Source organism: Flexilinea flocculi, from assembly GCF_001192795.1.
GTDB lineage: Bacteria > Chloroflexota > Anaerolineae > Anaerolineales > Anaerolineaceae > Flexilinea > Flexilinea flocculi.
On record NZ_DF968181.1, the window covers coordinates 89,661 to 115,334 of the forward strand.

At 40.7% G+C, this 25,674-nt stretch carries 13 protein-coding genes and 1 tRNA gene; 12 read left to right on the forward strand and 2 right to left on the reverse strand.

Annotated elements, in window-relative coordinates:
* Window positions 1-88: 88 nt before the first annotated feature.
* From ATC1_RS05390 to ATC1_RS05435, 10 genes are all read left to right on the forward strand, one after another.
* Window positions 89-1,552: an IS5 family transposase gene (locus ATC1_RS05390; RefSeq protein ID WP_062277905.1), complete on the forward strand. Its 1,464-nt coding sequence runs from the start codon at window positions 89-91 to the stop codon at window positions 1,550-1,552.
* A gap of 99 nt (window positions 1,553-1,651) precedes the next feature.
* Window positions 1,652-1,969 carry a hypothetical protein gene (locus ATC1_RS05395; RefSeq protein WP_062279114.1) on the forward strand — a complete coding sequence of 106 codons (318 nt, stop codon included), beginning with the start codon at window positions 1,652-1,654 and terminating at the stop codon, window positions 1,967-1,969.
* Between the two features lie 831 nt (window positions 1,970-2,800).
* Window positions 2,801-2,875: transfer RNA gene (locus tag ATC1_RS05400), tRNA-Pro, on the forward strand.
* A 238-nt stretch (window positions 2,876-3,113) separates the two neighbouring features.
* Window positions 3,114-3,497 carry a helix-turn-helix transcriptional regulator gene (locus ATC1_RS05405; protein WP_062279116.1) on the forward strand — a complete coding sequence of 128 codons (384 nt, stop codon included), beginning with the start codon at window positions 3,114-3,116 and terminating at the stop codon, window positions 3,495-3,497.
* Window positions 3,498-3,822: 325 nt separating this feature from the next.
* Window positions 3,823-5,502, forward strand: a complete 1,680-nt coding sequence (locus ATC1_RS05410; RefSeq protein ID WP_062279118.1) for a hypothetical protein — start codon at window positions 3,823-3,825, stop codon at window positions 5,500-5,502.
* A 478-nt stretch (window positions 5,503-5,980) separates the two neighbouring features.
* The gene (locus ATC1_RS14815) at window positions 5,981-8,272 is read left to right on the forward strand and encodes a hypothetical protein (RefSeq protein WP_062279120.1); all 2,292 of its coding nucleotides are present in this window, start codon (window positions 5,981-5,983) and stop codon (window positions 8,270-8,272) included.
* A 513-nt stretch (window positions 8,273-8,785) separates the two neighbouring features.
* Window positions 8,786-10,063, forward strand: coding sequence for a formylglycine-generating enzyme family protein (locus tag ATC1_RS05420; RefSeq protein WP_062279122.1), 1,278 nt, complete (start codon window positions 8,786-8,788; stop codon window positions 10,061-10,063).
* A 143-nt stretch (window positions 10,064-10,206) separates the two neighbouring features.
* Window positions 10,207-10,719, forward strand: a complete 513-nt coding sequence (locus ATC1_RS05425) for an NADH-quinone oxidoreductase subunit NuoE family protein (RefSeq protein WP_062279123.1) — start codon at window positions 10,207-10,209, stop codon at window positions 10,717-10,719.
* Between the two features lie 182 nt (window positions 10,720-10,901).
* Entirely contained in the window at window positions 10,902-13,868 is a 2,967-nt protein-coding gene (locus ATC1_RS05430) for an NADH-ubiquinone oxidoreductase-F iron-sulfur binding region domain-containing protein (RefSeq protein WP_062279125.1), read from the forward strand.
* 193 nt (window positions 13,869-14,061) lie between these two features.
* Window positions 14,062-16,083, forward strand: a complete 2,022-nt coding sequence (locus ATC1_RS05435) for a 4Fe-4S binding protein (protein ID WP_082174682.1) — start codon at window positions 14,062-14,064, stop codon at window positions 16,081-16,083.
* Between the two features lie 341 nt (window positions 16,084-16,424).
* Here ATC1_RS05435 and ATC1_RS05445 read toward each other — a convergent pair whose 3' ends face one another.
* Window positions 16,425-17,141 carry a DUF5343 domain-containing protein gene (locus tag ATC1_RS05445; RefSeq protein WP_062279130.1) on the reverse strand — a complete coding sequence of 239 codons (717 nt, stop codon included), beginning with the start codon at window positions 17,139-17,141 and terminating at the stop codon, window positions 16,425-16,427.
* An 831-nt stretch (window positions 17,142-17,972) separates the two neighbouring features.
* Between ATC1_RS05445 and ATC1_RS05450 the strand changes: the two genes are divergently transcribed.
* Together ATC1_RS05450 and ATC1_RS05455 are read left to right on the forward strand one after the other, a co-directional pair.
* A complete protein-coding gene (locus ATC1_RS05450) occupies window positions 17,973-20,723 on the forward strand; it encodes an EAL domain-containing protein (RefSeq protein ID WP_172667725.1) in 2,751 nt (916 codons plus the stop codon).
* Between the two features lie 205 nt (window positions 20,724-20,928).
* A complete protein-coding gene (locus ATC1_RS05455; protein WP_236688116.1) occupies window positions 20,929-22,665 on the forward strand; it encodes a GGDEF domain-containing protein in 1,737 nt (578 codons plus the stop codon).
* Window positions 22,666-22,685: 20 nt separating this feature from the next.
* Here the strand turns inward: ATC1_RS05455 and ATC1_RS05460 are convergent, their stop codons facing one another.
* Window positions 22,686-25,586: an EAL domain-containing protein gene (locus ATC1_RS05460; protein WP_062279135.1), complete on the reverse strand. Its 2,901-nt coding sequence runs from the start codon at window positions 25,584-25,586 to the stop codon at window positions 22,686-22,688.
* Window positions 25,587-25,674: the final 88 nt, after the last annotated feature.

The window sequence follows — 25,674 nt, forward strand, 5'->3', positions numbered from 1 at the left end:
GATAAAAAAGGATCTTTCTGATACAATTAGTGCACGGAAAAAAGCAAAAAGAACCAAAAAACCTTGCATCAATCAGAAAGAAAAGCCGATGTATCTGCGAAAGAATCAACAGCAAGATTTGTGTAAAACCGCTCAGTGGTATCAATTCGATCGGAATTTAAATCCGGAAAACCGATGGGTAAGATTAGCAGAAATCATCCCATGGGATAGTTTTGAAAAAGAATATGCCAAACAATTTTCTGAGAAATCCCGGCACACAGCGCATCCGGTAAGAATGGGATTGGGGACGTTGATAATCCAGCGAATGATGGATTTGTCAGATCGGAAAACGATAGAAGCAATTGTGGAAAGTCCGTACTTACAATACTTTATCGGGTTGGAAAGGTTTGAATTTGAGCTGCCATTCAGTTACAGTATGTTGAGCAAATGGCGAGACAGGATCGATCTGGGGATGATTATGGGACTGATTGAGGAAATCGGACGTCCCGGAGAAAATTCAAATACGGCTGGAAAAAAGAGCGATGATGAGAGAAAAGGTGACAACAAGGGCGAACTGATAATTGATGCAACTTGCGTACCCTCCGATATACGATATCCGAAAGATACCGATCTATTGAATGAAGGAAGGGAAAAGCAGGAAAAAATCATCGACATCATGTATGCTGGAAGCAGCGAACGGAAAAAGAAACCAAGGACTTATCGAAAAACTGCCCGAAAAAAGTATTTGATGTTTGCAAAGAACCGGAATCCAAGTCAAAGAGCGATCCGAAATGCAATAAAAGCACAAATCGGCTATGTCAGGAGGAATTTCAAAACTATCGATCAGATGCTGGAAAAAGAGCCGGGTTTAATTGAATTATTGAGTGAGAAACAAAAAAGGGAATTGGAGACAACTCGTCTGGTATATCAACAACAGGAGGAAATGTATCGCGCAAAAAAGCATAATGTCGAAAACCGGATTGTCAGCATTTCACAGCCATACATTCGTCCGATTGTCCGGGGAAAAGCAAAAAATAAAACAGAATTCGGAGCAAAGATATCGATCAGCGTAATTGATGGGTATTCATATTTGGATCGCGTCCAATTCGATTCCTACAATGAAAGTGAAGACCTTTGGTCACAGATAGAAGCGTATAAACTTCGCACGGGGCATTATCCGGAAGCTGTTCTGGCAGATCAAATCTATCGAACAAAAGAAAACCGGCGAAAATGTGCTGAATTAGGAATACGACTGAGTGGGCCAAAACTTGGCAGAAAACAGGTCAATCAGGAGAAAGCGGAAAGAAAAATTGCCCAAATGGATTCCAGAAAACGGAATGCTGTTGAAGGCAAATTTGGTGAAGGGAAACGGTTCTATGGAATGGATTGTATCAAAGGAAAGACTGAACATACATGCAAGGTCATGATTGCTCTGTATTTTGTAGTTCTGAACTTAGCTAAAAGGCTAAGAGATTTTTTGTCGCAATTTTTAGATTGGATTTTAATCCTGTGCAAGTTCAATATTTTCATTAATTTTGGAAGAAAAAATGGGGCTATTCCACAACTTGCATAATATGGAACAACCCCTAATTAGTCCAGCCTTCTTGGATAAGGGGATGTCATTAGACGTCCTCTTTTTTTTATATTAGTATTTTTATTTTGGAGGAAAATTATGAACAACGATATCGAAATAAAGAAAGCCAAGATCAAAATAATGAAGAAACAACTTGAATCAGCTTTCAATATCGCAACGCCTGATGAAAAAGGTGAAAAAACTGTTCATACAAACAGATGTGTTTATTCTATGATTGGTGGGAAAAATGATCCTTATAAGTTGATATTTGAAACGAATCCTGGCGATGACTGGTTTTCACTACCTATGGGCGCTTTCCAATTTGAAAGATATAAATGGCGAAATGAAGCTGAGTGGTACGAAGTAAATCACGGATTACATAAGGAAGAGTTTAGAATTGTTTATTTTGAAATTTAAATGAAAGAAATAATATCAAACAAAAGAGTACATTTGCTTTACTGAGAATCCGATCGTAGCCAAATATTTAGATTTTTTCTTGAATTGGTCTGATTATGAAAATTGGTATTATTTCAGAATAAATCAAAAATAATAGGATTGACCTGAACATTTATCCAAATAATTTTTCGATGGATAATAATTATTCGTTTAACGAATCTATTTAAAATTACAAATAATTATTACAATTGAAAAATATTATTTGCAAAATGATTATAAAATGAACTAAAATAATATATAAAAATTCGCAAATCGTTTTTAGAAAAAGGAAAAAGGAAATGAATAAGTTTGTCGTAAAACAGGATACCAATCTATTACTAAAACGTTTCGTATTCCTGAAAATTTGGTAGATAAGATGGAGCAGCTTGCTATAGAGAATAACATTTCATTGAACTATTTGGTAGTTCAAAGTATCGAATATGCCCTTGAGAAAATGGATGATGGAAATATCGTAGTGGATGAATAAAATTGGAAAAAATGAAAAATTACCGTTCCTATATTGGAGAATTTCTGAATTTATTTCGAATTAAGCGTGGCTAAATTTTTGAAGTATTTGTTAATTTGTTCTAATTTGTAATTATTGTTAAAAATAACACTTAAAAATCAAACTACTATGCAATTTTGAAAAATAAGTGTAATTTGGGGACGCTGTTTGAGGCTAGAAATGAATGAATCTTTTGTTTTATAAAGCAAATGAAAATCAGATTCAATTCACGCCCATTTTCGAATTCCTGGCGTCCAGGCATTTTCCTTGTCGAAACAGAAAAAGCGAGTATAATAGGTAACGTTGTACGGGGCATAGCGCAGCCCGGCTAGCGCGCTTGCATGGGGTGCAAGAGGTCCTGAGTTCAAATCTCAGTGCCCCGACAAAAAACCTTTAGCCGGGGAAAAGAAAACAGACTCTTTGCAGTCTGTTTTTTGTTTAAATCCATATTATTAGACAAAAAGATTCATAACACGGCAGATAGATAAGCACTGTATTGATTATTATTTCGAATTATTGTTTCTGAAAAATGCCAAAAAGCACATTGACAGGCAAGTAAAAGTGTTCTATATTTTAATAAAAAAATAATAGAACAATAATTCTAAATAATTCAGGATAAAAATGACACAATTGATTTACATATGCGACGAAACGAATGTGCTTTTCAGCAAAACCGATGCCTCAAAGGACGAAATCTTAAAAAAAATGGAGGATCATCAATGGAAATTTCCATTCCGCTACGAAACGCCAAAGGTGCTGCAGATCGACGGCTTGTTTGTCATCTATGGTCAGAGCCAGGAGACCTTGTTCCATCTGTTGACTCCTCAGCAAATAAAGATCGTGCGGCGCCTGGCATGTGGTGAATCTGCCAGTCAGATTGCGGTCGCCATGCGAATCAGTACGGATACCGTCAATTATCACATCAAGGAAGCCAAGAAAAAACTGCATGTTGATACCCGCAATGAGCTGATCGCACTGTATTGCCGGGAAACGCCCTTTGAATGAATAGAGAAAATTGGTTGTTATCGTATGCTTGCGCAAAGCGCAAGCATACGATAACAACCAGGAAGCCACTCCATATTTTGCAATTAGAAATATGAGAAGAATTTTTTTTGTTCTAATGGTTTTGCGCGAAGCGCAAAACCATTAGAACAAAAAAAATTCTCTTTCTCTATTCGAAAAGTCATTCCATATTACGAATTGCTGGCTCCATATTTCGATTCATCGGCAGAGGATATAATGGAAAGATGAGTCAATCATCAACGAAAATTTTTAGGGAGGAGTGAAACAAAAATCTCCTGAATCTCGTTTTACCAACAGGAAGGTGCATATGAAAAATCAACTTAAAATCGCGATCGTTGTATGGATCATTGTTATCAGTGTGACAGGAAATTTTTTTGCAGCCGCTGCCGAACCGGCATTCATGGCGGTGCCGGACAAACCCAATCCGGTCAGCCCGAGAGGATATGATAATTTTTCAAGGACTTTAACTTTCTATTGGAATCCAGCCGCCAATGCGGAAAATTATACGGTTTATTGGAATTCGGACAACGGCGATTCCGGAAATCTGACGCTTGCCGCTTCGGATGCAAGCTGCGGCGGGGGACGCTGTGCAGTTTCAACCACACTGCCATTTGAAGGGGAATACCATTGGTATGTCGCCGCAATCAATACGGAAGGTACGGTCAATTCGGACACGATCGATTTCACGTTAAATTCCAACATTTCAACGCCGGACGCCTATTCTCCATCCGGTACCGTATACGACAATCGGTTTACAACGTTTACTTTTACTGACGTTCAGGATAACGTCAAAGAATATCGGATCCGGGTGCTGGATGTCTATTCTTCACGCGTTGTGATGGATCGCTATTGGAGCGTCGATGAGATTTCCTGCGAAGCGAACCAATGTTCGATCACCACCGATACATTCCTGCCCGGCGGAAATTATGTTTGGCGTGTTCGCGGATATAGCGATAACTCCGCCAGCAACTGGTCAAATGAGCTTGGATTTTATGTTTATTGCACAACTTGCGGTTACAGTACCGGTTCCACAGGAACCTCCGCTTACACCAATCCGGTATCTCCAACAGTATCTGCTTTTCAGACCAATACAGTACCGACTCCGGTCAGCCCTACTGGTACGATATCAGACCTGATTCCTGTTTTCCAATGGCGGACGCTGACCGGCGCGAATTTCTATTGGATCACGCTGTATGATGCCAGTGGAAAAGTGCTCTACAACAATACGAGCGACAGCTCGATCTGCAATTATGAAACCTGCACGTTTTCTCCCGGATTTTCGCTGCCGGCAGCCGGGAATTATTCCTGGCTGGTAGCCGGTGGAACAAACACAGGTGTAACCTGGGGATCTGCCAGTACGACGTTTACGCTGGTAGATGCTCCTAAGGCGATTTCCTTTATCCGTCCTGTCGATGGCGGTGTGATCGGGACAAGTGGTTCTTCCATTCTATGGACCGATGCCGGATCGTTGGTTGAAAATTTTACAGTTGTCATCTATGACAGCAGCAACCAGGTTTTGCTGAATACAACGATGGATCGGGGAACGTTGTGGTGTGACGGCACACAATGTACGCTGGAATTTACTTCCATCCCCGCCGGACAGTATCGAATTGAGGTGACTCCGAATTCCACCTATGGAGCACAGGCTGCATCGGCTTCTTTAAACTTCACAGTGTCCGATGTTTCACAGACGATTGAAATCATCTATCCGAAGGACAATTCGGTAGTTCAGCCAAGACCGCTTTTCCGATGGAAAATCCCGCAGTCCCCTGAGGAGACTATAACGTTTGTTATCCAGGTGACCGGTTCAGATGGCAATACAGCGCAGATTGGTCCGATCTCTTGCGGCAAATCCGGGCTGACTTGCACCGAGAATGAAGCCTTTTTCATTCCTTCTGATTCTTTGCCCTCCGGATCTTATTCCTGGACTGTGCATAGTCCTGAGCTCAATGCTTCCAGCGAACCGGCTTTGATCACGGTCGAGTAGGATATTTTATTCGCAGAACATAGACCAAAATTAGACGCAGCTGATATAAAAGAAAGACTCATTCATTCCGGATCTCCCGTGAAAGGGACAGCGGAAGATGAGTCTTTTTTATTTCTGATGCAATGGAATTTTATACATCAGTTATCCATTCTTGTCCTGTTTGAGGAATTATTTTCTATTGTATAAACAACTGGAAAATCGGATAATGAAGTTAACATGAACTGTCTAAACCGGATGATAAACCATTTATAAGGAGGAACAAAACCTTTTCCCTGCCAACCCGGAATGGAATATTAATCCGAAATACGGAGAGGATTATGTGTAGATGTGATGTTTTTGCCCTTCGCGCAAAAACATCGCATCTACAAGATTTCTTTCTTTATTCGAAAAGTAAGTTCAAATTTTAAGTTGCTTGGTATGGAAAAAGACAGTCAGAAAGAAATGTAACAGCAAATTGGATTTCAAGATTGGAGGGTCTATGAAAAATAAATTTCGATCAGGTCTGTTTTTACTGATCATTCTCATGTTTCTTTTTGCTGATAGTGGAATTATCAGTCAAGCACGCGACAACTTGACGATCAAGATTCCCAATCAGCTTTTTTTAGCAAAGACTGCCACCCCGACGCCGACGCCAAAATTCAATATAGTGGAAAGGATACCGATCCAACCGATAGTGCCGATCGCAACGGCTCCACCTCCTCCACCGCCTCCGCCTCCTCCACCGCCTCCGCCGGAACCGGAGCCAGTCTGGCAAGTGATGCCATTTGAACCGGTATTTCCGATTGCAACAGCGGTTCCAACCTGGAATATCGGATTAATTGAGGATTTGCCGTTTTACGAGATCCCTACGCCGATCCCGGAATGGGAAATCGGTGTTCTGGAAGATTTACCGTTTTACGAGATCCCTACGCTGCCCCTAGGTGGAGAGGATGCTGTTCTGGAGTCTATCACTCCGATATCACCGAACACAGGCTTTTCCAGTTCTCCCGGCGTGATCAACTTTGTGTGGGGATATGAGGTCAGCGAAAGTACTGATGAGGAACCCAATTTTTCATTCAAGGAGAATGGCTATTGGTTAATGCAAATGTATTCTTGTTCCGAAGGACTATGTCAATATCAAAGGACGTTATCTCCTGGAAATTACACCTGGCAGATTTTCGGAAGTTTAGGAGGAGTAGATCTTAATACCGATCCGATCTCATTTACAATTCTGTCAGCAGATACAGCTCCATCGATACCGGTACTGGAAAGTCCGAGTGGAGAGCATCCGACAAGATCCTTAAGTTTTACCTGGCAGCCATCATCCGCCGCTGAGTCTTATAAGGTGGTGTGGACGTTGGAAGCGGGCGGAAGCGGTGAGCTGAACCTGTCGGCTTCCGATGCCAGTTGTTTGGGCGGTCATTGCACGATTGCGACAACGCTGCCTTCCGAAGGGAAATATTCCTGGTATGTGATCGCAACCAATGCGATTGGTTCAACAAACTCGTCTCCGATGGAATTCCAGGTGAATCCGAACATCAACACACCGGAAGGATATCTTCCGAATGGACAATTGGATGATCCGGCACAGATCCGCTTTGAGTTTTCCAACGTCGAAGATGAGGTGTATGAATATCGGATCCGTGTCAATGATTCTTCATCGGGTGAAGTGATGATGGATCGCTCCTGGAATGTGGAAGGTTTCACCTGTGATGCAGAACGTTGTGCCATCTCGGTGGATTTGAAACTGCCGACCGGCAATTACTACTGGTCAGTTCGCGGCTACAGCGAGACGTCCGTCAGCCATTGGTCGAATCCGCTGCAATTCTCAATAATCTGTTCGACATGTGCGAGCGGATGGCAGCCGCCAACCTATGCCAATACCTATCCGACACCGACATACCCTGTCGGAGCGATTCAGACTGATATTCCGACATTTATCTGGCGCGCAATAACGGGTGCCGGAGCCTATTGGCTGACTGCCTACGATGCAAACGGAATCGTACTGCTGGATGTTCCGGTAGACAAAGCAAACTGCAACTATGATTATTGCTACTTTGCGCCGGGATTCAAGTTCCCTGGAAACGGGTTGTATTCGTGGAAGATATCCGGCGGAACAACAGCCGGAGTTCTGTGGGGATCTGCCAGCGCCAACTTCTCGATCGTCTTGCCGGCTGAAGCGATCCGATTTATTAAGCCCGAAAACGGTGGATCGATTCCGAAGACAGCACCAGAAATCCAATGGACAGATCCGGGATCAGCAGTTCTGTCTTTTAAGATCAAGTTATGGGGATCACAGCAGGAAGTTCTGCTGGACACGAGCAAACCGCGGGATGCGTCCTGGTGCGATGGCGCTACCTGTACACTTCGATTCACGGTGATTCCGGAAGCATTGAATTACCAGATTGAAGTAACGCCATTATCCGGGCAGGGTGTACCTGGGCAAGCTGCGCGTCTGGTATTCAGTGTCGGTGAAAGCTCTCAGATACTGACCCTCAGTCCGATGGAAGGTGAGACGGTACCCACCCGGCCGCTTTTCCGCTGGAAAGTACCGGATGGAGGAGGCACGCCCTCGGTGAATCTGATTTATTACAAGATTCGATTGACTCGATCCGATGGGCAGGAAGTGGTTTTTGGTCCGTTGATCTGTGGTGAAAGCGGAGTGAATTGTACAGGCGGTGAGGCGTATTATATTCCGACCGAAACGATCAATCCGGGAGTCTATAGCTGGAAACTTGAAATACCGCAGCAGAATCTCGTGTCCGCACCGGTCTCCATCGTCGTTCAATAAGTATCTGATTTGAACCGGAATTAATCCGGTTATCGTTCTTAGATCAGCGATTCGAAAAAATTCATCCGATATTTCGAATCGCTGTCTTTTATGAACAGTAATTCGAATTATTGACTTGACATTCGAATCTATGGAAAAAATGTTTTTGTAAAGTTTTTGCGTGAAGCGCAAAAACTTTACAACAATTAAGAATCCTCCCCATATTTCGAATTGCTGATTTGTGGATTAATTCAGTAGAAAATCGGATAAAATGAGATTATGCTTTCCTTATAATAGAAAAGCATAATCTCATTCAATGAATTGTTCTTATTCCGGTATCCTGCGGCAGTAGTTTAAAAATCATCCATTTCTCGATTCTATCGAAAAAACTTGTGCAGCGTTGTAGTTGCGATCCTCTTAAGAACAACAATGAATTCTTTTTATTTTTTGAATTACTGTGGAAAAAGATCCGCGGCATGATTTGCAGTAAAATGAGAGCGATGTAAAAAAATCCTGAGAATTAGGACAGGTTCGATGGAAGAAAAAGAAAAACAAGCTGAACATAACGATTCGAATTCCATCCATCCGATTGATAAAACAGAATTACCTGAAGATGATGCACCGGTGGTGATCCCGTCTGCTCACCGGATTAAGTTGCTGCGTCGTAAAAATAGAAAAGAAAAAAAAGGTATTGGCTGGATGTTATTCTATGGGATTACTATTGGGCTGATCTCAGCTTCAATTATTTGGTATGCTTTTTATAATCATACCCAAAAACAAATTGGAATGATGCAGATGAAACAAACTGCGGAAAGTGGGATTCATAACCGTCAAATTGCCGCTTTAGAAGAAACGATTACTGGTTTGGATTCTTATTCCTCAGATTTGAAAGATCGGGCAGAGACACTGCAGCATGAGTGGACGCGTTCTGAGAAAGAATTGCTCCTTTTAGCGAAATGGATTACTCCTTCTGCAACGCCGCGTCCGACTGAAACAATCCAGCCAACTCAAACACCTTTAATATTATGGACAATTCCCCCATTAACTGACTCCGAACCGAACGCTGCAGGCAATCAAGCGGAAGCCAGTGAAATTCCAGTAACATCCGGGATGGTTAAAATTCCTGCGGGAAATTTCATGATGGGATCCGATGCTGCAGATGCGCATGCTGATGAAAAACCGCTGCATGAAGTCTGGTTACATGATTTTTGGATTGATAAGACACCAGTGACCAATCAAGCTTATCAACGATGTGTTGATTCCGGTAGTTGTTCAGAGCCGGCGGATCAGAGCAGTAAAAGCCGTTCAGATTATTTTCAAAATCCAGCTTATGCAAATTATCCGGTGGTCAATGTCGACTGGAATCAGGCAAATGCTTTCTGCAATTGGAAGGGGAAACGCCTTCCTACAGAAGCAGAGTGGGAAAAAGCTGCAAAAGGAAATGATGATCGAATCTATCCTTGGGGGAACATTTCACCGGATGAGTATCGTGTTAATTTTGATAACCAAATTGGTGATACGGTTGAGGTCGGAAAATATCTGGCTGGAAAAAGTCCTTATGGTGTATTGGATATGGCTGGAAACGTCTGGGAATGGGTTTCTGATTGGTATTCAGCAACCTATTATCAGGATATCGGTACTGCATTGATTTCCAATCCGAAGGGACCGGAAAATGGAGATTACCGAGTTCTTCGCGGTGGATCCTTTGGCAGCAGAGACTGGTATTTGCGAGTCTCTGTTCGATCCGGTAATTATGCGACATCCATCTCAAACAGCCGCGGTTTCCGCTGTGCCTTTTCGGAGGAAAAGTAAGATTACATTGCCCTTCATAAAAGAGTAACATCGGCAATATTTCGATATTATGACTGACCTGAAAATAAGACAAGGATTCCCGCCACTATTCGTATTTGCCTGTTTAAAAATACGAATTCGATAATGAAGTAACGGAGTATGTAATGAAAGGCAGCAAAAAAATTATCGATGAGATCGTGGAACGCTATGCTTCAGATCCGGGCGGATTGATTCCGGCATTATTGAAGATCCATGAAACATTTGGCAGCATCCCTGAGGAAGCGTATCCTGTCCTGTCACAAAAATTTTCTGCTACCCGGCTTCAGATTTTGAAGATACTTAATTTCTATGACGACTTCACTTCGGATCCCAGGAAGAAAAATGTTATTCGTATTTGTGATGGCTTTACTTGCAACGATAAAGGCAGTCATTATTTAATGGAAAAAATGAAACTGATGTTTGAAACCAGAAAAAAAATGAGCGTTGGGCAGGAAATATATTCTGTCGAATCGATTCCCTGCCAGGGTTTATGCGGATTCGGACCGATTATGATTGTTAACAACCAGGTTTACATCGCTGTAACCGCCGAAAAAGCGGATAAAATTTTGTCAGAATTTTTTATTGAACCAACTTTACCGAAAAACAGCAATATTAAATATGGGAAGAATTACTTGTAGTTGTGTTAGTTTTACGCTTCGCGTAAAACCAACACAACTACAATCTTTCTCTATTTATTTGGAAAGATTGTCCATATTTCGAATCGCTGACCGAAAAGCCTGGGATTTGTCCCCGACAAAAAAAGATGAAAAGGACAGGCGTAAGTCCTTAGCCAATCAACGACTGAAAAGAAATAAAAAAAATGAATGATCAAGAGCAATCGTCTGATTTATTAAACCAATTGACGCGTCAAATGTATCAGGATCATGATCCTGCAAAACCGACGGTCACGATATGTTTATTCGAAAATGGAGAGGGGCTTGAAGAAGTAAATCTTCTAAAAGCTTTTGAAAAAGCTGTCAAGAAACGGAGAGTTAAAATCAACGTGGATATGATGGAGACTCCCATCAGTGGCATTTCGGAATTCAGTCCTGTGGTAATTCTTTCTCCAACGAATCAATCGTTTACGCAGGTTCATTTGGATGAAGTCGATCCGATTATCGATCATTTTGTGGCAGAACTAAAAAAAACAGGATTGTTTTTTGCGGATCCTCTTTCTGCTGCAGAAGACGAAACGAAATCGACGAGCCATACGCAATTATCAGATTCTCAAAAAAACACAATCGGCAGCGCTTTAATGGGTGCTTTCATTCTGGGTGTTCGCAAGATTAAGAAGAAATCCAAAAATAAAAAAAAGTCCGAAAAGAAAGCGGATGTTTTGCAGAATGAATCGTCTGTCTTCAAAGAGCCGCAGGATTCATCTCATCTGCCGGTGGATTCTGTTCACCCATCCGCTGTTCCGATTTCCGATAAACAGGCTGTTGCTGCTGATCATGAAGAGAAAATTGCGGCTGATCAACAAGCTGAAAAAAGCGCTGATTCAAGTTCAGATTATATTCGGATGCACTCCTTTTCATTTGACGCCGAGCACGATCCTTTGATGCGAATGGATGACTGTCTTGAAACGCGAATGATTGTTTGTCCGGATTTGCTGCCGATTCTGATCCCCGGTTCCTTGAAGATCAGACCTCCTCATGAGGTCGATCAACTGGGATTGGATCGAATTTCTGAATTTGAAACGGGGACAGCGGCAGCATTTAAAAATGAGAAAGTTACCCCCAGTTTTTCTTCAAAAGATGATCCTAAAACCATTACTGAAAGAAGGCCAGCTAATGCCTATGAGGCGGAATATTTAACCGTTTCCCATCTTTTTTTGGACTCTGCAATCTCAGATCAAGGGGCAACTGAAATTTCATCTGAATCCAAACCGGATGACGCTATACAAAAAGAAGATACGTTAACCATAAAACGTGAGAACAATACCGGTTTTTCTTTGCTTGAAGAATGGTTTCCAAATCTTAAAACGGAAGATCATCTTCCTTGCATCTCGATCTGTTCAGGTGATGGTTGCAGCATTCAGAATGGACAGAAAGTTTTTGAAGAATTTCATCGTGTCCTGACTTCTATGCATATGGAGACCAATGTGAGGCTCAAGCAGGTCGGCTGCAGCGGTTTCTGCGGACAAGGACCGCTGGTCATGCTGCTGCCTTCCAGAATCCTGTATGTTAAAGTCAGACCGGCTGATGTTCAGCAAATCATTGAAGAAACACTGCTCAAGGGAAATTTAATCCGTTCTCTGTTATATCGGAATCCGGAAAATCAGAAGCTAATTCCTCTTGAAAGAGAAATCCCCTTTTTTCAATATCAAACCCGCGTCTTGACCGAATCTGTGATGGATTTGGATCCGGAATCTTTGGAGGATTACATCCGGCATGGTGGCTATCAGGCATTGGCGAATGTCCTATCTTCTGATCCAAACCAGGTGATTGAGGAAATCAAAAAATCCAATTTACGGGGAAGAGGCGGCGCCGGCTTTCCAACCTGGAAAAAGCTGGATATTTGCCGATCCACGGCAAGTGAAACAAAATATGTGATTGTAAATGGTGATGCGGGCGATCCTGGCTCGATGGAAGACCAGGCATTGATGAGTTCCAATCCACATTTGATTCTGGAAGGTTTGATCATCGGCGCCTATGCAGTTCAGGCTTCCAAAGGATATATTTATATCCGAAACAAATATTCGAGTGCGGTGAAAAGGATGGAGAAAGCTGTTAAAGAAGCAGCTGAGCACGGGCTGATTGGAAACAATATTTTAAACAGCGGCTTTCATTTTCAAATTGTTATTCAACTGGCTGCAAGCGCATATATAACCGGCGAAGAAATGAATCTGATTCATTCTATTGAGGGATTTGTTGGTGAACCGCGAAAGAAACCTCCTTACCCAGCTGTTTCCGGTTTGTGGGGAAAGCCAACGGTTATCTGTAATGTCAAGACATGGGGCAGTATTCCTCCCATACTGAATCATGGCGGAGAATGGTTTTCCAGGATGGGGACAGCACAAAGCGGGGGTACAACGCTGGTTTCTCTGACCGGTGCTGTCCGTCATAGCGGTTATGCAGAAATTCAGCTAGGAACATCCTTGAAAACACTGGTAGAAAAAATCGGCAGTGTTCCAGCGGGTCATCCGATCAAGGCAGTGCAAATTGGTGCTCCCTTTGGGGCGATCCTCCCCGCAGATCATCTGAATACCCCCTATGATTTCATATCGCTTGAAGGTGGCAGATCATTTCTGGGTTCCGTAATTCACAGTTTTCCGGAAAACACCTGTATTGTTCAGGAAGTGCAAAAACGATTAAAGTTCGCAGAAAAAGAATCCTGTGGACGTTGCACAGCCTGTCTGGCAGGTATTCCGCAGATGATCGGCTTGATGGATTTGTTAATTCATAATAAGGCTGACAAATTGACACTGGTCCGTTTAAAAGAAATTGCCACCCAGATGCAAAATGCGGCAAAATGTAATTTCGGAAAAAATGTGCCCATCATGGTTTTATCGTCGTTGAATTCATTTTATGCAGAGTATGAGGCGCACTGCACGGGTGAATGCCCCGGCGGACAATGCCCTACATTAACAGTTTATTCAATTGATATCAATTCATGCAGCGCTTGCGGTCGCTGCCAATCGGTATGCCCGACAGAAGCAATTTCCGGATCCGATCATGACGCAAGGAATATCGATGCAACGCTCTGTGTTGCGTGCGGATTTTGTTTTCGCGTTTGTGATGATCATGCAATCCACTATTCGAAATATGGGGAGGGTTCTTTATCGTAGTGATGGCTTTGTGTTTTGCTTACAACCATTGCGACAGCAAATACTTAATGATTGATTCGAATAGCAAGTCTATTTTTGAAATTACTGTTATGCAATTCGTTTTCTATCAATGAATCCAAAAATAGCGTAGCCTTTCAAGTCAATCACGGAACGCCTCTCACATTTCGAATTACCGGTTATAAAAAAGTGAGTAATGATGGTAGAAATTACGATTAATCATCAGAAAATTCAGGCAGAAGAAGCGACAACGATTTTAGAGGTGGCAAGAGATCATGGATTTAAAATTCCGACATTTTGCCATATCAATCAAATCGCTCCTTCCGGCTCATGCCGCATGTGTCTTGTATCCGTGATATTCGCTGATGGGACGAGAAAAATCGTCTCTTCATGTGATACGAATATTGAAGAAGGCATGGTAATTTTTACAGATTCCATCGAAGCTATTGATGCACGCGCTGAGATGGCCAATTTATTGCTTTCTCTTTGTCCCACACATCCGGAAGTTCAGAAGATTGCAGCACATTACGGTATTCAAGAACCATCATTCGTGATTAACACGCCAAAAACAAATTGTATTTCCTGTGGAAATTGTGTTCAGATTTGCCAAACAAAAGGGCGAAAAGTGATTGATTTTTATGGCAAAGGGAACCAGCGGTTTGTCTCGACAAAGAATGGGAAACCTTCCCGTGAATGTGATTCCTGTAATCAATGCATCCACTATTGTCCAACCGGAGCAGTTACAGAAAGTCTTGGATTGAACATCGGGCAGCGGATTAAGAAAAAGAATCACAATCAGGTGTTGAATCGCCGTTTTGCCAACAAATTGTTTTTGTCCCTGTTCCTGATTTTGATGTTGATGTCAGCAGCAGGGATATCACTCAGTTTTATACCCAATCAGTTATTTTCTCTTGCTGATCCATTTCAGGCTATCATGACTGCCATTGCCGGTCGTAAAGTATTAATCCAATATTGGCCTGCGTTGGTTGTCTTGATTATGACTGTGTTCTTAGGCCGGTTCTGGTGCGGATGGATTTGCCCGACAGGTACGCTCCTTCAATCCTACGGAAAGAACGATCGAAGAATACGAGCTCAAAATTTTCGCCGCTTTAAATGGATTTTTCTGATTGTTTTTTTCGTTTTTGCAATATTTGGCAGTCTCGCTTTTCTATGGTTGGATCCAATATCGATGGCAATACAACCGATACTTTTGCTTTTTAAACCGGCATCCGAATATCTTGATCAAGGATTCTTAAAAACATTTCGATTTGTCGGTGTGTATTGGTGGCTGACTGCTTTGCCAATGCTATTCGCACTGATCTTGAATTTTATAGAGAAAAGATTTTGGTGCCGGTATATTTGTCCGCTTGGTGGATTGCTTGGGCTTTTATCCAAATTCTCTCTAAATAAACGTCATGTGAATCAGAATGCTTGTTCCCGATGTGATCAGTGCTCAAAAATTTGCCCGACAGGAGCCATCGATGCCGATAAAGATTATCGAACGGATCCTGCAGAGTGTATCCTTTGCATGGATTGTGCTGATGTTTGTCCGAAGTTTGCAATCGACTTTACCGATGAGAAAGTTTTCCAATTTCACAACGAATTTGATCCGGGAAGACGTGAATTTGTTGGAACGGTACTTTTGGGTTCTGCCGCTGCAGGGTTAATGACGTTGAAAGACAAAGCGCTGATCCCAGAGTCAAAAAATGTATTAAGACCGCCTGGAAGTTTGCGCCCGAATGAAATGAAGCCGGGAACCTTTTTGATGTTATGTGTGCGCTGTGGGCAATGCGTTCTGGCTTGTCCGCAAAACATCATAAAACCTTCCATTCTTGAAAGCGGATGGGAAGGAGTCAATACGCCGGTGATTCATTTTGCGGGAAGTTTTTGCGATCCTTCTTGTAATGCGTGCGGTACGGTATGCCCCAGTGGTGCGATTTTACCATTCACAAAACTCGAAAAAACAAAATATCCAATCGGTCTGGCTCAGGTAAATTATTCTGCATGTATACGCTGCAATTTATGCGTAGCTGCATGCCCTGAACATGCTTTTACAGAAGTAACCGTAATTGGCAGAGAAGGATTATTTCCGCAGGTGGATGTGCAAAAATGCAGCGGCTGCGGAAAATGTCTGGTCGTTTGTCCTAATTACTCCGATGGTGCTATTGAAATTTATCCAGCAGGACAACGAACGAAATTTCAGAATTTTCCTGGATAAATCTTTTTTCATTTTGAAAACCGGACATGTAATAAGTCAGATTCCAGCGATTCCGAATATCGGAAAGATTTATTACAGTTGTGTCGCTTTTGCGCTTACTGCCAAAGATTTTTATAAGAATCATTCATGGATTAATCTGTCGTTACGATCATAGAGAAGCAATCTCTTTCCTGTTGGCGCTCTGTCCTACATGTGGAGAGGGGATTGCCACGCTCATACAGGGCTCGCAATGACAGGTTCCATCTGGAAATTCCTACGAAAATAGAATTCTATTTTCGTAGGAATTGCTGAATAAATCCAGATAATTTATTGATTTACTTCATGTTTGAATTTACCGGGTTCTATTTCAGATTTTCGACCTTTGCATGAACCTGTTCTGCTGTTTTGGTAAGAATTTCATCAAACTGTTTTGCCGCATTCAATGAAGGAAATTCAATGCGAACATTGATGACAACTGCGGAACTGCCGGATTTGGATGAAGAATCCTTTTTATCCGGTGTTGTTTTCGCGCTGTTTTCGTCTTCTTCTCCTGAAGCATCGTGAAGGAGCAAGTAAAAATTGGTCATCCTTTTGGCAGTTGTATCGGATGCTTCAGCATTTTTCTTAAACCATGCGGTAATTTTGTTTTGTGCTGTCTTGGTAGCTGTCTCCATATCCAGCAATGATTCCGGATATACAGCGTTAAGAATTTTCGCACATGCACGGGAATAACTGGTGTCGCTGGACAATGCCTTCGCGCGATCCGTTGTTTTCCCGGAAGCATTGATGATCCCTGTTATCTGCAGATCTGGAAGGATGCTTTTTTCTGCAGCAGTAGTAGTGATATCCAGAACATCGGCAATCCACTTTTTTGTAATTGTTTCCGGTACATTCTTCTTAAATCGATCGCGAATGGCAGACCAGTTTGATGCTGTCAGTGTCGGATATGCAGCATTTTTCTTACCTTGCGATATGTTATCGGTAACCTTTTCGATCAGATTTTGAATATCAGGTCCATTCCCGGAAATCAAAGATTCAGCGATGTCTGAAATTAAGTCGCCTTTTGTTTTTTCGGCCATAGTGTACTTCCTTTCTGAATTGTCTGTTTGAGAAAAAATCGCTTATTTGACGATTTCATCAGTTATTTGATTTGCTGACTTGCTATTCGAATTGAGATAAAAAATCTTATTGATGTGATTTTTTTATGTAAAGCGCAAAAACATCACTTCAATAAAAAATCCTCCCCATGTTTGGAATTGCTGCGATTTCATTAAAAATATTGACAGGGAACAATATTGCTGTATAGTAGGAATGGTTTGGGCTCATTCCATGTCAGTCGGCGAATCGGTCTTATTCGATTCAATACGATAATCGATTTCTCGAATTGCTGGCATTTTGCTTTCTAAGCAAGAAGAAACTAAATTATTTATAAAATAATGATCTTAAATTGTCAATATGATGCAATATCTCGCAATAAAACAAAATATAGGAAGATTGATTGATTGTTGTGTATTTTTTGTACTTCGACCAAAACAACACAACAACAACGAATCTTTCCGATCTTTCGAATTGCTGAATCACTACCGTCATTTGAATTGTATCTGACTTTTGTCTTGATTATTCGGGAGTTTCGGCGTGACCTATTTCATGATTTTCTTCGTATAGAAATAAAAATAGATATAAAATAGAAATGGGATTTTCCTTCCTGCAATTGCAATAAATTGATTGATCAGCAAAACCAATGACATTTTAACATTATTAATACATTGTGAAACTAAGAAAGCCGCGATATGAAAATTTGCAGCAAGAAACTTATTTTGGTATTTGTAATTTGTCTTGATTTTTCTCTCAGTTTGTTATTCGTGACTTTTGTATCGGCTCCTCGGCAGGTGAAGGTCGGTTATTTTTTAATGAATCAGTTTCAGGAACTGGATCAATCCGGACTTTATCACGGTTATAGTTTTGATTATCTGCAAAAGATTCGGCAGTATGCTGAGTGGGATATTACTTTTGTGCAATGTGAATATCAAGAGTGCCTTCGCCTTCTGGCTGATGGAGAAATTGATCTCATAAATTATGTCGAAAAAAATCAAAAAACAGAAAACAATTTTTTATTCTCTCTCAGAGCATCAGGAACTGAATATGCCGCGATTTCGGTCTTAGAAGAGAATTTTCGTAAATATCCGGCAAATCTAAAAATACCTTCGGGATTTCGATTGGGTGTACTTAGCGGTTCAAAATTTACAGATGCTATTGAAGACAACCTGACTGAATTTGAACAAACTCCCGAACTGTTGGAATACCCACAAGAAAAGCTGTATTCTGCTTTGGAAAGCGGAGAAATTGATGGTATTCTTTCCTCCTCAATAACAGTATTCCCCGGAACTAAAGTAATATCCCGTTTTTCATTGCGGCCATTTTATTTTGTTGTAAGAAATGGAAATGACCGGCTTTTGAAAGAATTAAATCGTGCGATGAATTTGATCAGTTTGCATGAGCCCTTATTCGTAAATCGTTTATATGAGAAATATTATGCTTATGCAGACAGCGAAGTCTTATATCTCACGAAAGAGGAAACGGATTTTCTGTCCGATAAGAAGACATTCCGTGTGATTATCGCTCCGGATGGAGACCCGGTCTCCTATTATTTAAATGGTTCTTATCATGGAATTATTGCTGACTTTTTGAACAAAACTGCCAGGGATCTGAATGTGGAGATTGAACCTGTTGAGGCAGCATCGTTTGAAGAAGCGCTGGATAAGATCCGAAATGGTGAAGCAGACATCCTCGGAGATTTTTTGATAGACGAAGGGTTTGCTGAGAAAAACAATCTACAATTATCGCCAGCATTTCTTGAAAGTCAGGTTGTTGCTGTTTATAAAAAAGGAAATGATGTATCTGTAAAGAATCCTGTAAAAATTGCAGAACCGAATAACTATCAACCGCTATCATCGTCATTACGTGCGATTTATTCCAAATCAGAGGTAACTTATTATGAAAGCGACGCGGCTTGTCTGGATGCAGTAAACACGGGTGGACAAGATATCAGTTTTATCAATATTTGGGCGGCACAAAAAAATTTAGGGAAGATGAAATATCACGATTTAGTGATTGATCCCAATCAGGGATTCACCCTGCAATATTCATATGCTGTCAGTCGAAACGCTGATCCACGATTGGTCCAAATTCTGAGAAAGGCAATCAATTCAATCAGTTCTTTTCAACGGTTTTCTATCATCAATCAGAATGTGTTTATTACACCGCAGAAAGTTCGATTGATTGATTTCATCAACACACAGCCAGCTTATGCTTTCTTTATTTTTCTTGTATTTCCTATACTTTTTTTGTATTTGCTTGCTTATCGGATCGATTCGCATCAGAAAGATAAAAAACAGATATTTAACCTGGCGTTTGTCGATGATATGACACAATTAAAAAATCTTCACTGGATGGAGAAAAATGCGGGAAGAATCATCGAGGAAAATCGATCGAAGAAATTCGCTTTCATCTCATTCGATTTGGACCGTTTTGACATCATTAATGAATATTATGGAAGAAAAACCGGTGATCAGATTATTCAATATATGGCGGATACGCTGATGTCGATTGACGTCCCCGGTATGATCTGTACAAGAGTAAAAGCAGATCATTTCCTTTGTCTGGTACCTTATGAATCCAGAGAAATTCTTGAAAAGAAAATTAGTGATATTAAGTCAAAGAAGAATTCATACAGTGGGAATGATACCGTAATAAAATTTGGGATTCATGTTGGTGTTTATATTCTTTCAGATTCCGATCAGGATATCACAGCATGCATCGACAATGCTGAAACCGCACGCAGAGAAGCCAGAAATGTATCATCGGGTATTGTTTTCTTTGATGATTATTTAAAAGATAAGCTTCGCGTATATAAACATATTGAAGAGATGCAAGAAAGCGCACTGGAAAATCATGAATTTGAAGTATATTATCAGCCAAAATATAATATGGAAGAAAATTCAATTATCGGCGCAGAAGCGCTGATTCGTTGGAATGATCCGGTCCATGGGATCAGAATGCCATCAGATTTTATTCTGATCTTTGAAAAAAATGGCTTTATCATCCAAATCGATTTTTTTGTTCTGGAAGAAGTCTGTAAATTCCTTCGTTCAAGGATAGATGCAGGTGAAAAAGTCGTTCCAATTTCAGTTAATCAGTCGCGTGTTCATCTTTCTGAAAAACACTATGTCCAGCGGCTGGGAGAGATCATCAGAAAATATTCAATTCCGGATGGCCTGATTGAATTAGAATTAACCGAAACAGCAATCTCTGAGATTGACGATGTGGAAAATATCCTGAATCAGGCAAAAGCTTTGAATTATCGAATTTCAATCGACGATTTTGGAACCGGATATTCGTCTTTAACTATGCTGAATCGGGTTCCTCTGGATGCCATTAAAATTGACCGGAATTTCCTGATAGAGTCGAATAACTCCAAAAAGACTCGTGAAATTATTCGTCTGGTTGTCGAGATGGCTCATGCTTTGGGCATCCAGGTCGTTTGTGAGGGCGTTGAAAAACAGGATCAGGCTGATTTCTTGATGAGTATCGGCTGCAGATTTGGACAAGGGTTCCTTTTTTCGAAACCAATCCCGATTAATGATTTTATGCGAATTTTATGATTTTTTTTGTGATGTAGCTATTTAAAGAATAGGAAAGATTATTTGATATGGTGTTGTTTCCCCGTTTGGCGCAAAAACAACACAACATCAAATCTTGTCTTTTTTTAATAGAGATTTTACAAATTCTGATTTGCTGCAAATGATCGGTTTGTGAAAAGCACATAAATTTGGAACAATTCCAAAAAAAATAGATGAGAGGATGATTTTGATAAATAAGGATGTAAGACAAGAACTGCTCGATCAATATCCGATTCTTTTGTTTGATCTTGCCTGTAACCATGAGAAAAACCTGACGATCCTGCATATGAATTCATATTTTTATGAATTGCTTGGAATTGATAAGGATTCTTTTCCCTTGGATGGGATTCTTGCGTTTCAAACCTTGCTTTATCCAGACGATTTTCAACGATTTACAGCGATCATTGAGAATGCCATTCAGGACGGATTATCTCACTTTGAAACTGAAATTCGCTGGATATGCTCTGATTCATCCATTTTATGGACGCGGATCCGGGGAAATATTGAATCCTGTCGTGAGAGATTTCGGATTCATTGTTGCGGTGAGAATATTAGCGTTCAAAAAGAAATGGAAAAAGAGGCATTTTTATCAGAAGAACGTTTTCGTATTGCGCTGACTACAACATCCATCGTTATTTTCGATTACGATCCGCGGACAAAGATCTACCAATCGCTCATTGAAGCGGATATTCTTTTAGGTCTTCCGCGAAATATGGAAAATGTACCTGAATCGATTGTTAAGATGGGCATTATCCATCCGGATTCCGTTGAGGAATTCTATCGGGTTTTTCAAAAAATTTCGGATGGCGCTCTTTTCTCATCGGCGATCATTCGGGCAAATCGAATCGGCATGGATATTTGGATCAGATTATCTCTGACAAATATTCTTGATCATGACGGAAAATCCATTCGTATTATCGGTTTCGAATCGGATATCACCAGAGAGATGAATGCCAAGCTTGCATTTATCAGAGAAAATCAGTATCGATCTGCGCTTTTATCCAATGCATTGGCTGCGTATGAGATCAACTTTTCAAAAAATCGTATCTTGAAAATGGAAGGCGATTGGCTGGCCAGATTTCAGGGGCAGGTTTTTGAAAAATATTCCGATGCTGTGAATTTGATTGCCGAGACCGTGATTCATTCAGATGATCGCAAACAGTATCTGAAAACTTACGGATGGCAATCCGTGGTCGACGCTGTTCATCATGGATCGACAGAAATCAAACTGGAACACAGACGGCTCAATGCCGCCAATGAAATGATTTGGGCGCTTTCAGAATTATATTTATTTACGGATCAGACTCAAAATGAAGTATTGGGTTTTTTCTTTGTGATGGATATCCATCAACAAAAGACCAGAGAGCTGGCTCTGAAAAGAAAAGCGGAACATGATTCTTTGACTGGACTATTAAATAAAGAACACACGGAACGGTTGCTCCAGAACTTCCTGTCCGATCAGAGTTCTGATGAGAAACACGGATTGATGGTGATTGACCTGGATAATTTTAAAAGCGTTAATGATACTTTCGGCCACCAGAAAGGTGATATGGTTCTGGCAGAATTGGGCAGATTACTCTATGAAACCTTCCGATCGACTGATATAATCGGGCGCGTCGGCGGAGATGAATTCGTTGTGTTTTTGAAAAATGTCACATCGATGACGAAAACTGTGGATTTGGCCAGGAATCTATGCTCTCTGGTGACCAGTCAATTTAATACCTTTGATCAAAATTTTTCAATCAGCAGCAGTGTTGGTATTTCGGAATTTCCTGAAGACGGGAAAACCTATGAAGAGCTTTTCCGGAAAGCAGATATCGCATTATATGAAGCCAAGCGACATGGAAAAAACTGCGTTTTCCGTTATGATCCATCCATGGCAGGTTGCAATTTTCCCCCGAACGGAATCTTATCCGAAAAATGAATTCGGACTGTTGTTCGAATTTATTGTTTTCTCCAACTGTTCTCATCAATCTGATTTTCAAAGGTTTTTTGGGAGATCGGCTTCGAATAGAAGTATCCTTGTGCGTAGAAACATCCTACCTGTTTCATAAAATCGATATGCTTCTGCTTTTCAACCCCTTCACAAATTACTGTGACGTTGAGCACCTTTGCCATCTCAACGATTTTTTCAATAATTAAGCGTGTTCTTTCAGAATCTTCTGATTTTGTCAGGAAGTATTTATCAATTTTCAGAATATCCAGCGGAATGTCATTCAGCAGTGTCAGCGATGAGTATCCGGATCCAAAATCATCAATTGACGTTAAAAATCCAATTTGCTTCATCTGTTCCAAAATCACCTTTGCTGCAGCAGCATCTGAAAAGGCGGTTTCTGTAAGTTCCAGTTCAATCAATTTAGGTGGTATATTATATTTGTGCACCATATCGTGAAGCTGTTGAACATATTGGCTTTGCGTCAGATGAGCTCTGGACTGATTGATTGAAATCGGTACAACTTTTTGATTCGAATCCAACCTCTGTCGGATCATTTTACAGACTTCTTCCACAACAAAGAAATCCAGTTGAATAATAAAACCATTTTTTTCAAAGAGCGGGACAAACTGTGAAGGAACCATGAATCCCCTGTCCATGCTGCTCCAGCGAATGAGCGCTTCTGCGCCAATTAAGGTATCATTTCGGATATCAAATTTTGGTTGGTAATATACCTGAAATTCACCGTCTCTCAAGGCTCGATCCTGGATGTTTTCGATTGCTTTTTCCAAAGCGAGACGGTCTCTCATGTCATTATCATAGAAAACGATGGAGGTCGGATCCCCTTCCGCTTCGTGCCGAGCGGTATCCGCGTTATCAATGGAACTGGTAATGTCGGTTCCTCCATCCGGAATCATGTAGATGCCATAATTCATACTGATCAGGATATTTTTATCTTCCGTTTGAAAATTGCTGTAATTCCTTTTTAACTGATCGATCCAATTGATCAGATCATCCCTGGTATTATAAGGTTTAAGGCAAAGAAAATTGTCATTTTTCGACCGAACAGCAATAACTCCATCGTTTTGATAAGATTTTAAACCTTCTGCGATATTTCGTATGATTGCATAACCGGTTTCTCTGCCATAACATTCATTGATGATATCAAATCGATTAATATCAAAAGAGATCATGGCGTATTGTGTATATCTGTCTGACAATAAAATGGAATGTGAATTTTTTTCCAACCAATAACGGTTCTTTAATCCAGTCAGTTCATCGCCATATGCGAGCGCTTCCATTCTTTTTTCAGAGTTTATTTTTGATTTTGAATAGAAAGCCAGGATACTGATAATTCCAAGGAAGATTACTCCGATCGATGCCAGGAAAGGCTTTGGATGATCATAGAATAAATCACTGATGGTTGTCGGTTTTGATTCAATCAGTGTGTTTTGTCGGATGATCGATTGAATCTGTTCGTTGCCGATATAACCGAGCTCCTTGTTTAAAATGATAGTAAATATTTTTTCCTGATTTTCATTAATGCCCATTGAAATATTAGCAGTAAAACTGTTGTTGAAATCAGATATTAATTTCTGATATTTTCTGTCCAATTTCAACCTTTGATAAAAATAACTGGAGACATAGGTGATATCCTGTTTCCCGTTATTGACTGCATCCAATGCTTCCTGCGAGGATTTATATGGAATGATAATACTTCGGGGATATAACTTATGAACTTCTCTGTTGCTAAAAATATACCCTTCAACAATTGCCAGGGATGGATTTGCGGGCAACGGTTCGTCCCGCGTAACCATACTGATCGGCATAGAGAGGTAAGGCGTTGTCAAATCGACATGATTTTCTTCCGCCCATGAATAATCATGGTCAATATCGAGGATGATGTCGGCTTCGCCATTTCGGATTTTTTGGAGCGATTCATTGTAAGAGAATGTCGGGATAAGATCGATCCTGATATCTAAATCCTTTGAGATCAATTTGATAATATCAGCAAAAATCCCTTTATATCCGTTCTTATCCTGCCATAAAAGCGGGAAGGTCTGCGGAGAGGATACAATCCTTATTGTACCTTTTTGCTCTAAAAAAGCTTTCTCTTCTTTCGTCAGGGAAAGAGCTGTTCTTTCTGAACCATAATATTTTTCGTATAGACGATATTCTATGCCGGGATTATTGGTTGTTATTTCCGATATTGCTTTATTAAGTTGTTGCAGCAGTTCGGTATTTCCTTTTTTTACAACAAAATAGAATGGTTTGGTGTTAAATTGAGCGATGATCTTTTCATTTTCTTTCTTCAAAAAATTGCTTTTAACGACACCGTCCACTTTCCCGGCTTGAAGCGCTTTTTCCATTACACTTGGATCGAAAAATAATACGGTTGAGATTTTTAGTTTATGTTCCTGACAAAAAGCAGAAAATTGGGCGTTATGATAATCACCGGAAAGAATGCCAACACGCATCCCATTAAAACTGTCATAATCATCGAGAGAATAAGACGTATTATCGCTTTTTACTGAAAGCGTTCCATAACTGGTTCCAATGCTCTGTGCTGAATAATCGAAAACCTCTGCCAATTCATCCGAGAATTGGACATTGGAAAGTAAATCGATATTTCCGTTTTTTAGATTCTGAATACAGGTATTTAAAGTTCCTCCAACATATTCATACGTCCATCCCGTATAGTTGGCTATCTCTTGAAGATAATCGTATCCGTAACCAGATCGGTTGCCATTTTTATCGAAATTGTGGTAGCCATCCAGGACGTAATATCCGACGCGGACCTTTTTGGATTCTTCCAGCGGCTTTGCCTGAATTGTAAAAAATGATGTCAGTAGGAACAGCACAGAAAATGAGAAAATGAAATAGCCGAAACTTCTTTTTATTGGATCATTCATTTGTATCACTCCTGTACCATGTTGTCCATACTATCATACTCGAAATGATCAGAAGAATAAACCTGTCAAATGACAGGAATTCGATGGA

What these genes read in the sequence shown, in the direction of transcription:
- ATC1_RS05390 (WP_062277905.1), top strand. Translation starts at nt 89, where the DNA reads ATGTATCTGCGAAAGAATCAACAGCAAGATTTGTGTAAAACCGCTCAG.
- ATC1_RS05395 (WP_062279114.1), top strand. Translation starts at nt 1,652, where the DNA reads ATGAACAACGATATCGAAATAAAGAAAGCCAAGATCAAAATAATGAAG.
- ATC1_RS05405 (WP_062279116.1), top strand. Translation starts at nt 3,114, where the DNA reads ATGACACAATTGATTTACATATGCGACGAAACGAATGTGCTTTTCAGC.
- ATC1_RS05410 (WP_062279118.1), top strand. Translation starts at nt 3,823, where the DNA reads ATGAAAAATCAACTTAAAATCGCGATCGTTGTATGGATCATTGTTATC.
- ATC1_RS14815 (WP_062279120.1), top strand. Translation starts at nt 5,981, where the DNA reads ATGAAAAATAAATTTCGATCAGGTCTGTTTTTACTGATCATTCTCATG.
- ATC1_RS05420 (WP_062279122.1), top strand. Translation starts at nt 8,786, where the DNA reads ATGGAAGAAAAAGAAAAACAAGCTGAACATAACGATTCGAATTCCATC.
- ATC1_RS05425 (WP_062279123.1), top strand. Translation starts at nt 10,207, where the DNA reads ATGAAAGGCAGCAAAAAAATTATCGATGAGATCGTGGAACGCTATGCT.
- ATC1_RS05430 (WP_062279125.1), top strand. Translation starts at nt 10,902, where the DNA reads ATGAATGATCAAGAGCAATCGTCTGATTTATTAAACCAATTGACGCGT.
- ATC1_RS05435 (WP_082174682.1), top strand. Translation starts at nt 14,062, where the DNA reads ATGATGGTAGAAATTACGATTAATCATCAGAAAATTCAGGCAGAAGAA.
- ATC1_RS05445 (WP_062279130.1), bottom strand. Translation starts at nt 17,141, where the DNA reads ATGGCCGAAAAAACAAAAGGCGACTTAATTTCAGACATCGCTGAATCT.
- ATC1_RS05450 (WP_172667725.1), top strand. Translation starts at nt 17,973, where the DNA reads ATGAATCAGTTTCAGGAACTGGATCAATCCGGACTTTATCACGGTTAT.
- ATC1_RS05460 (WP_062279135.1), bottom strand. Translation starts at nt 25,586, where the DNA reads ATGAATGATCCAATAAAAAGAAGTTTCGGCTATTTCATTTTCTCATTT.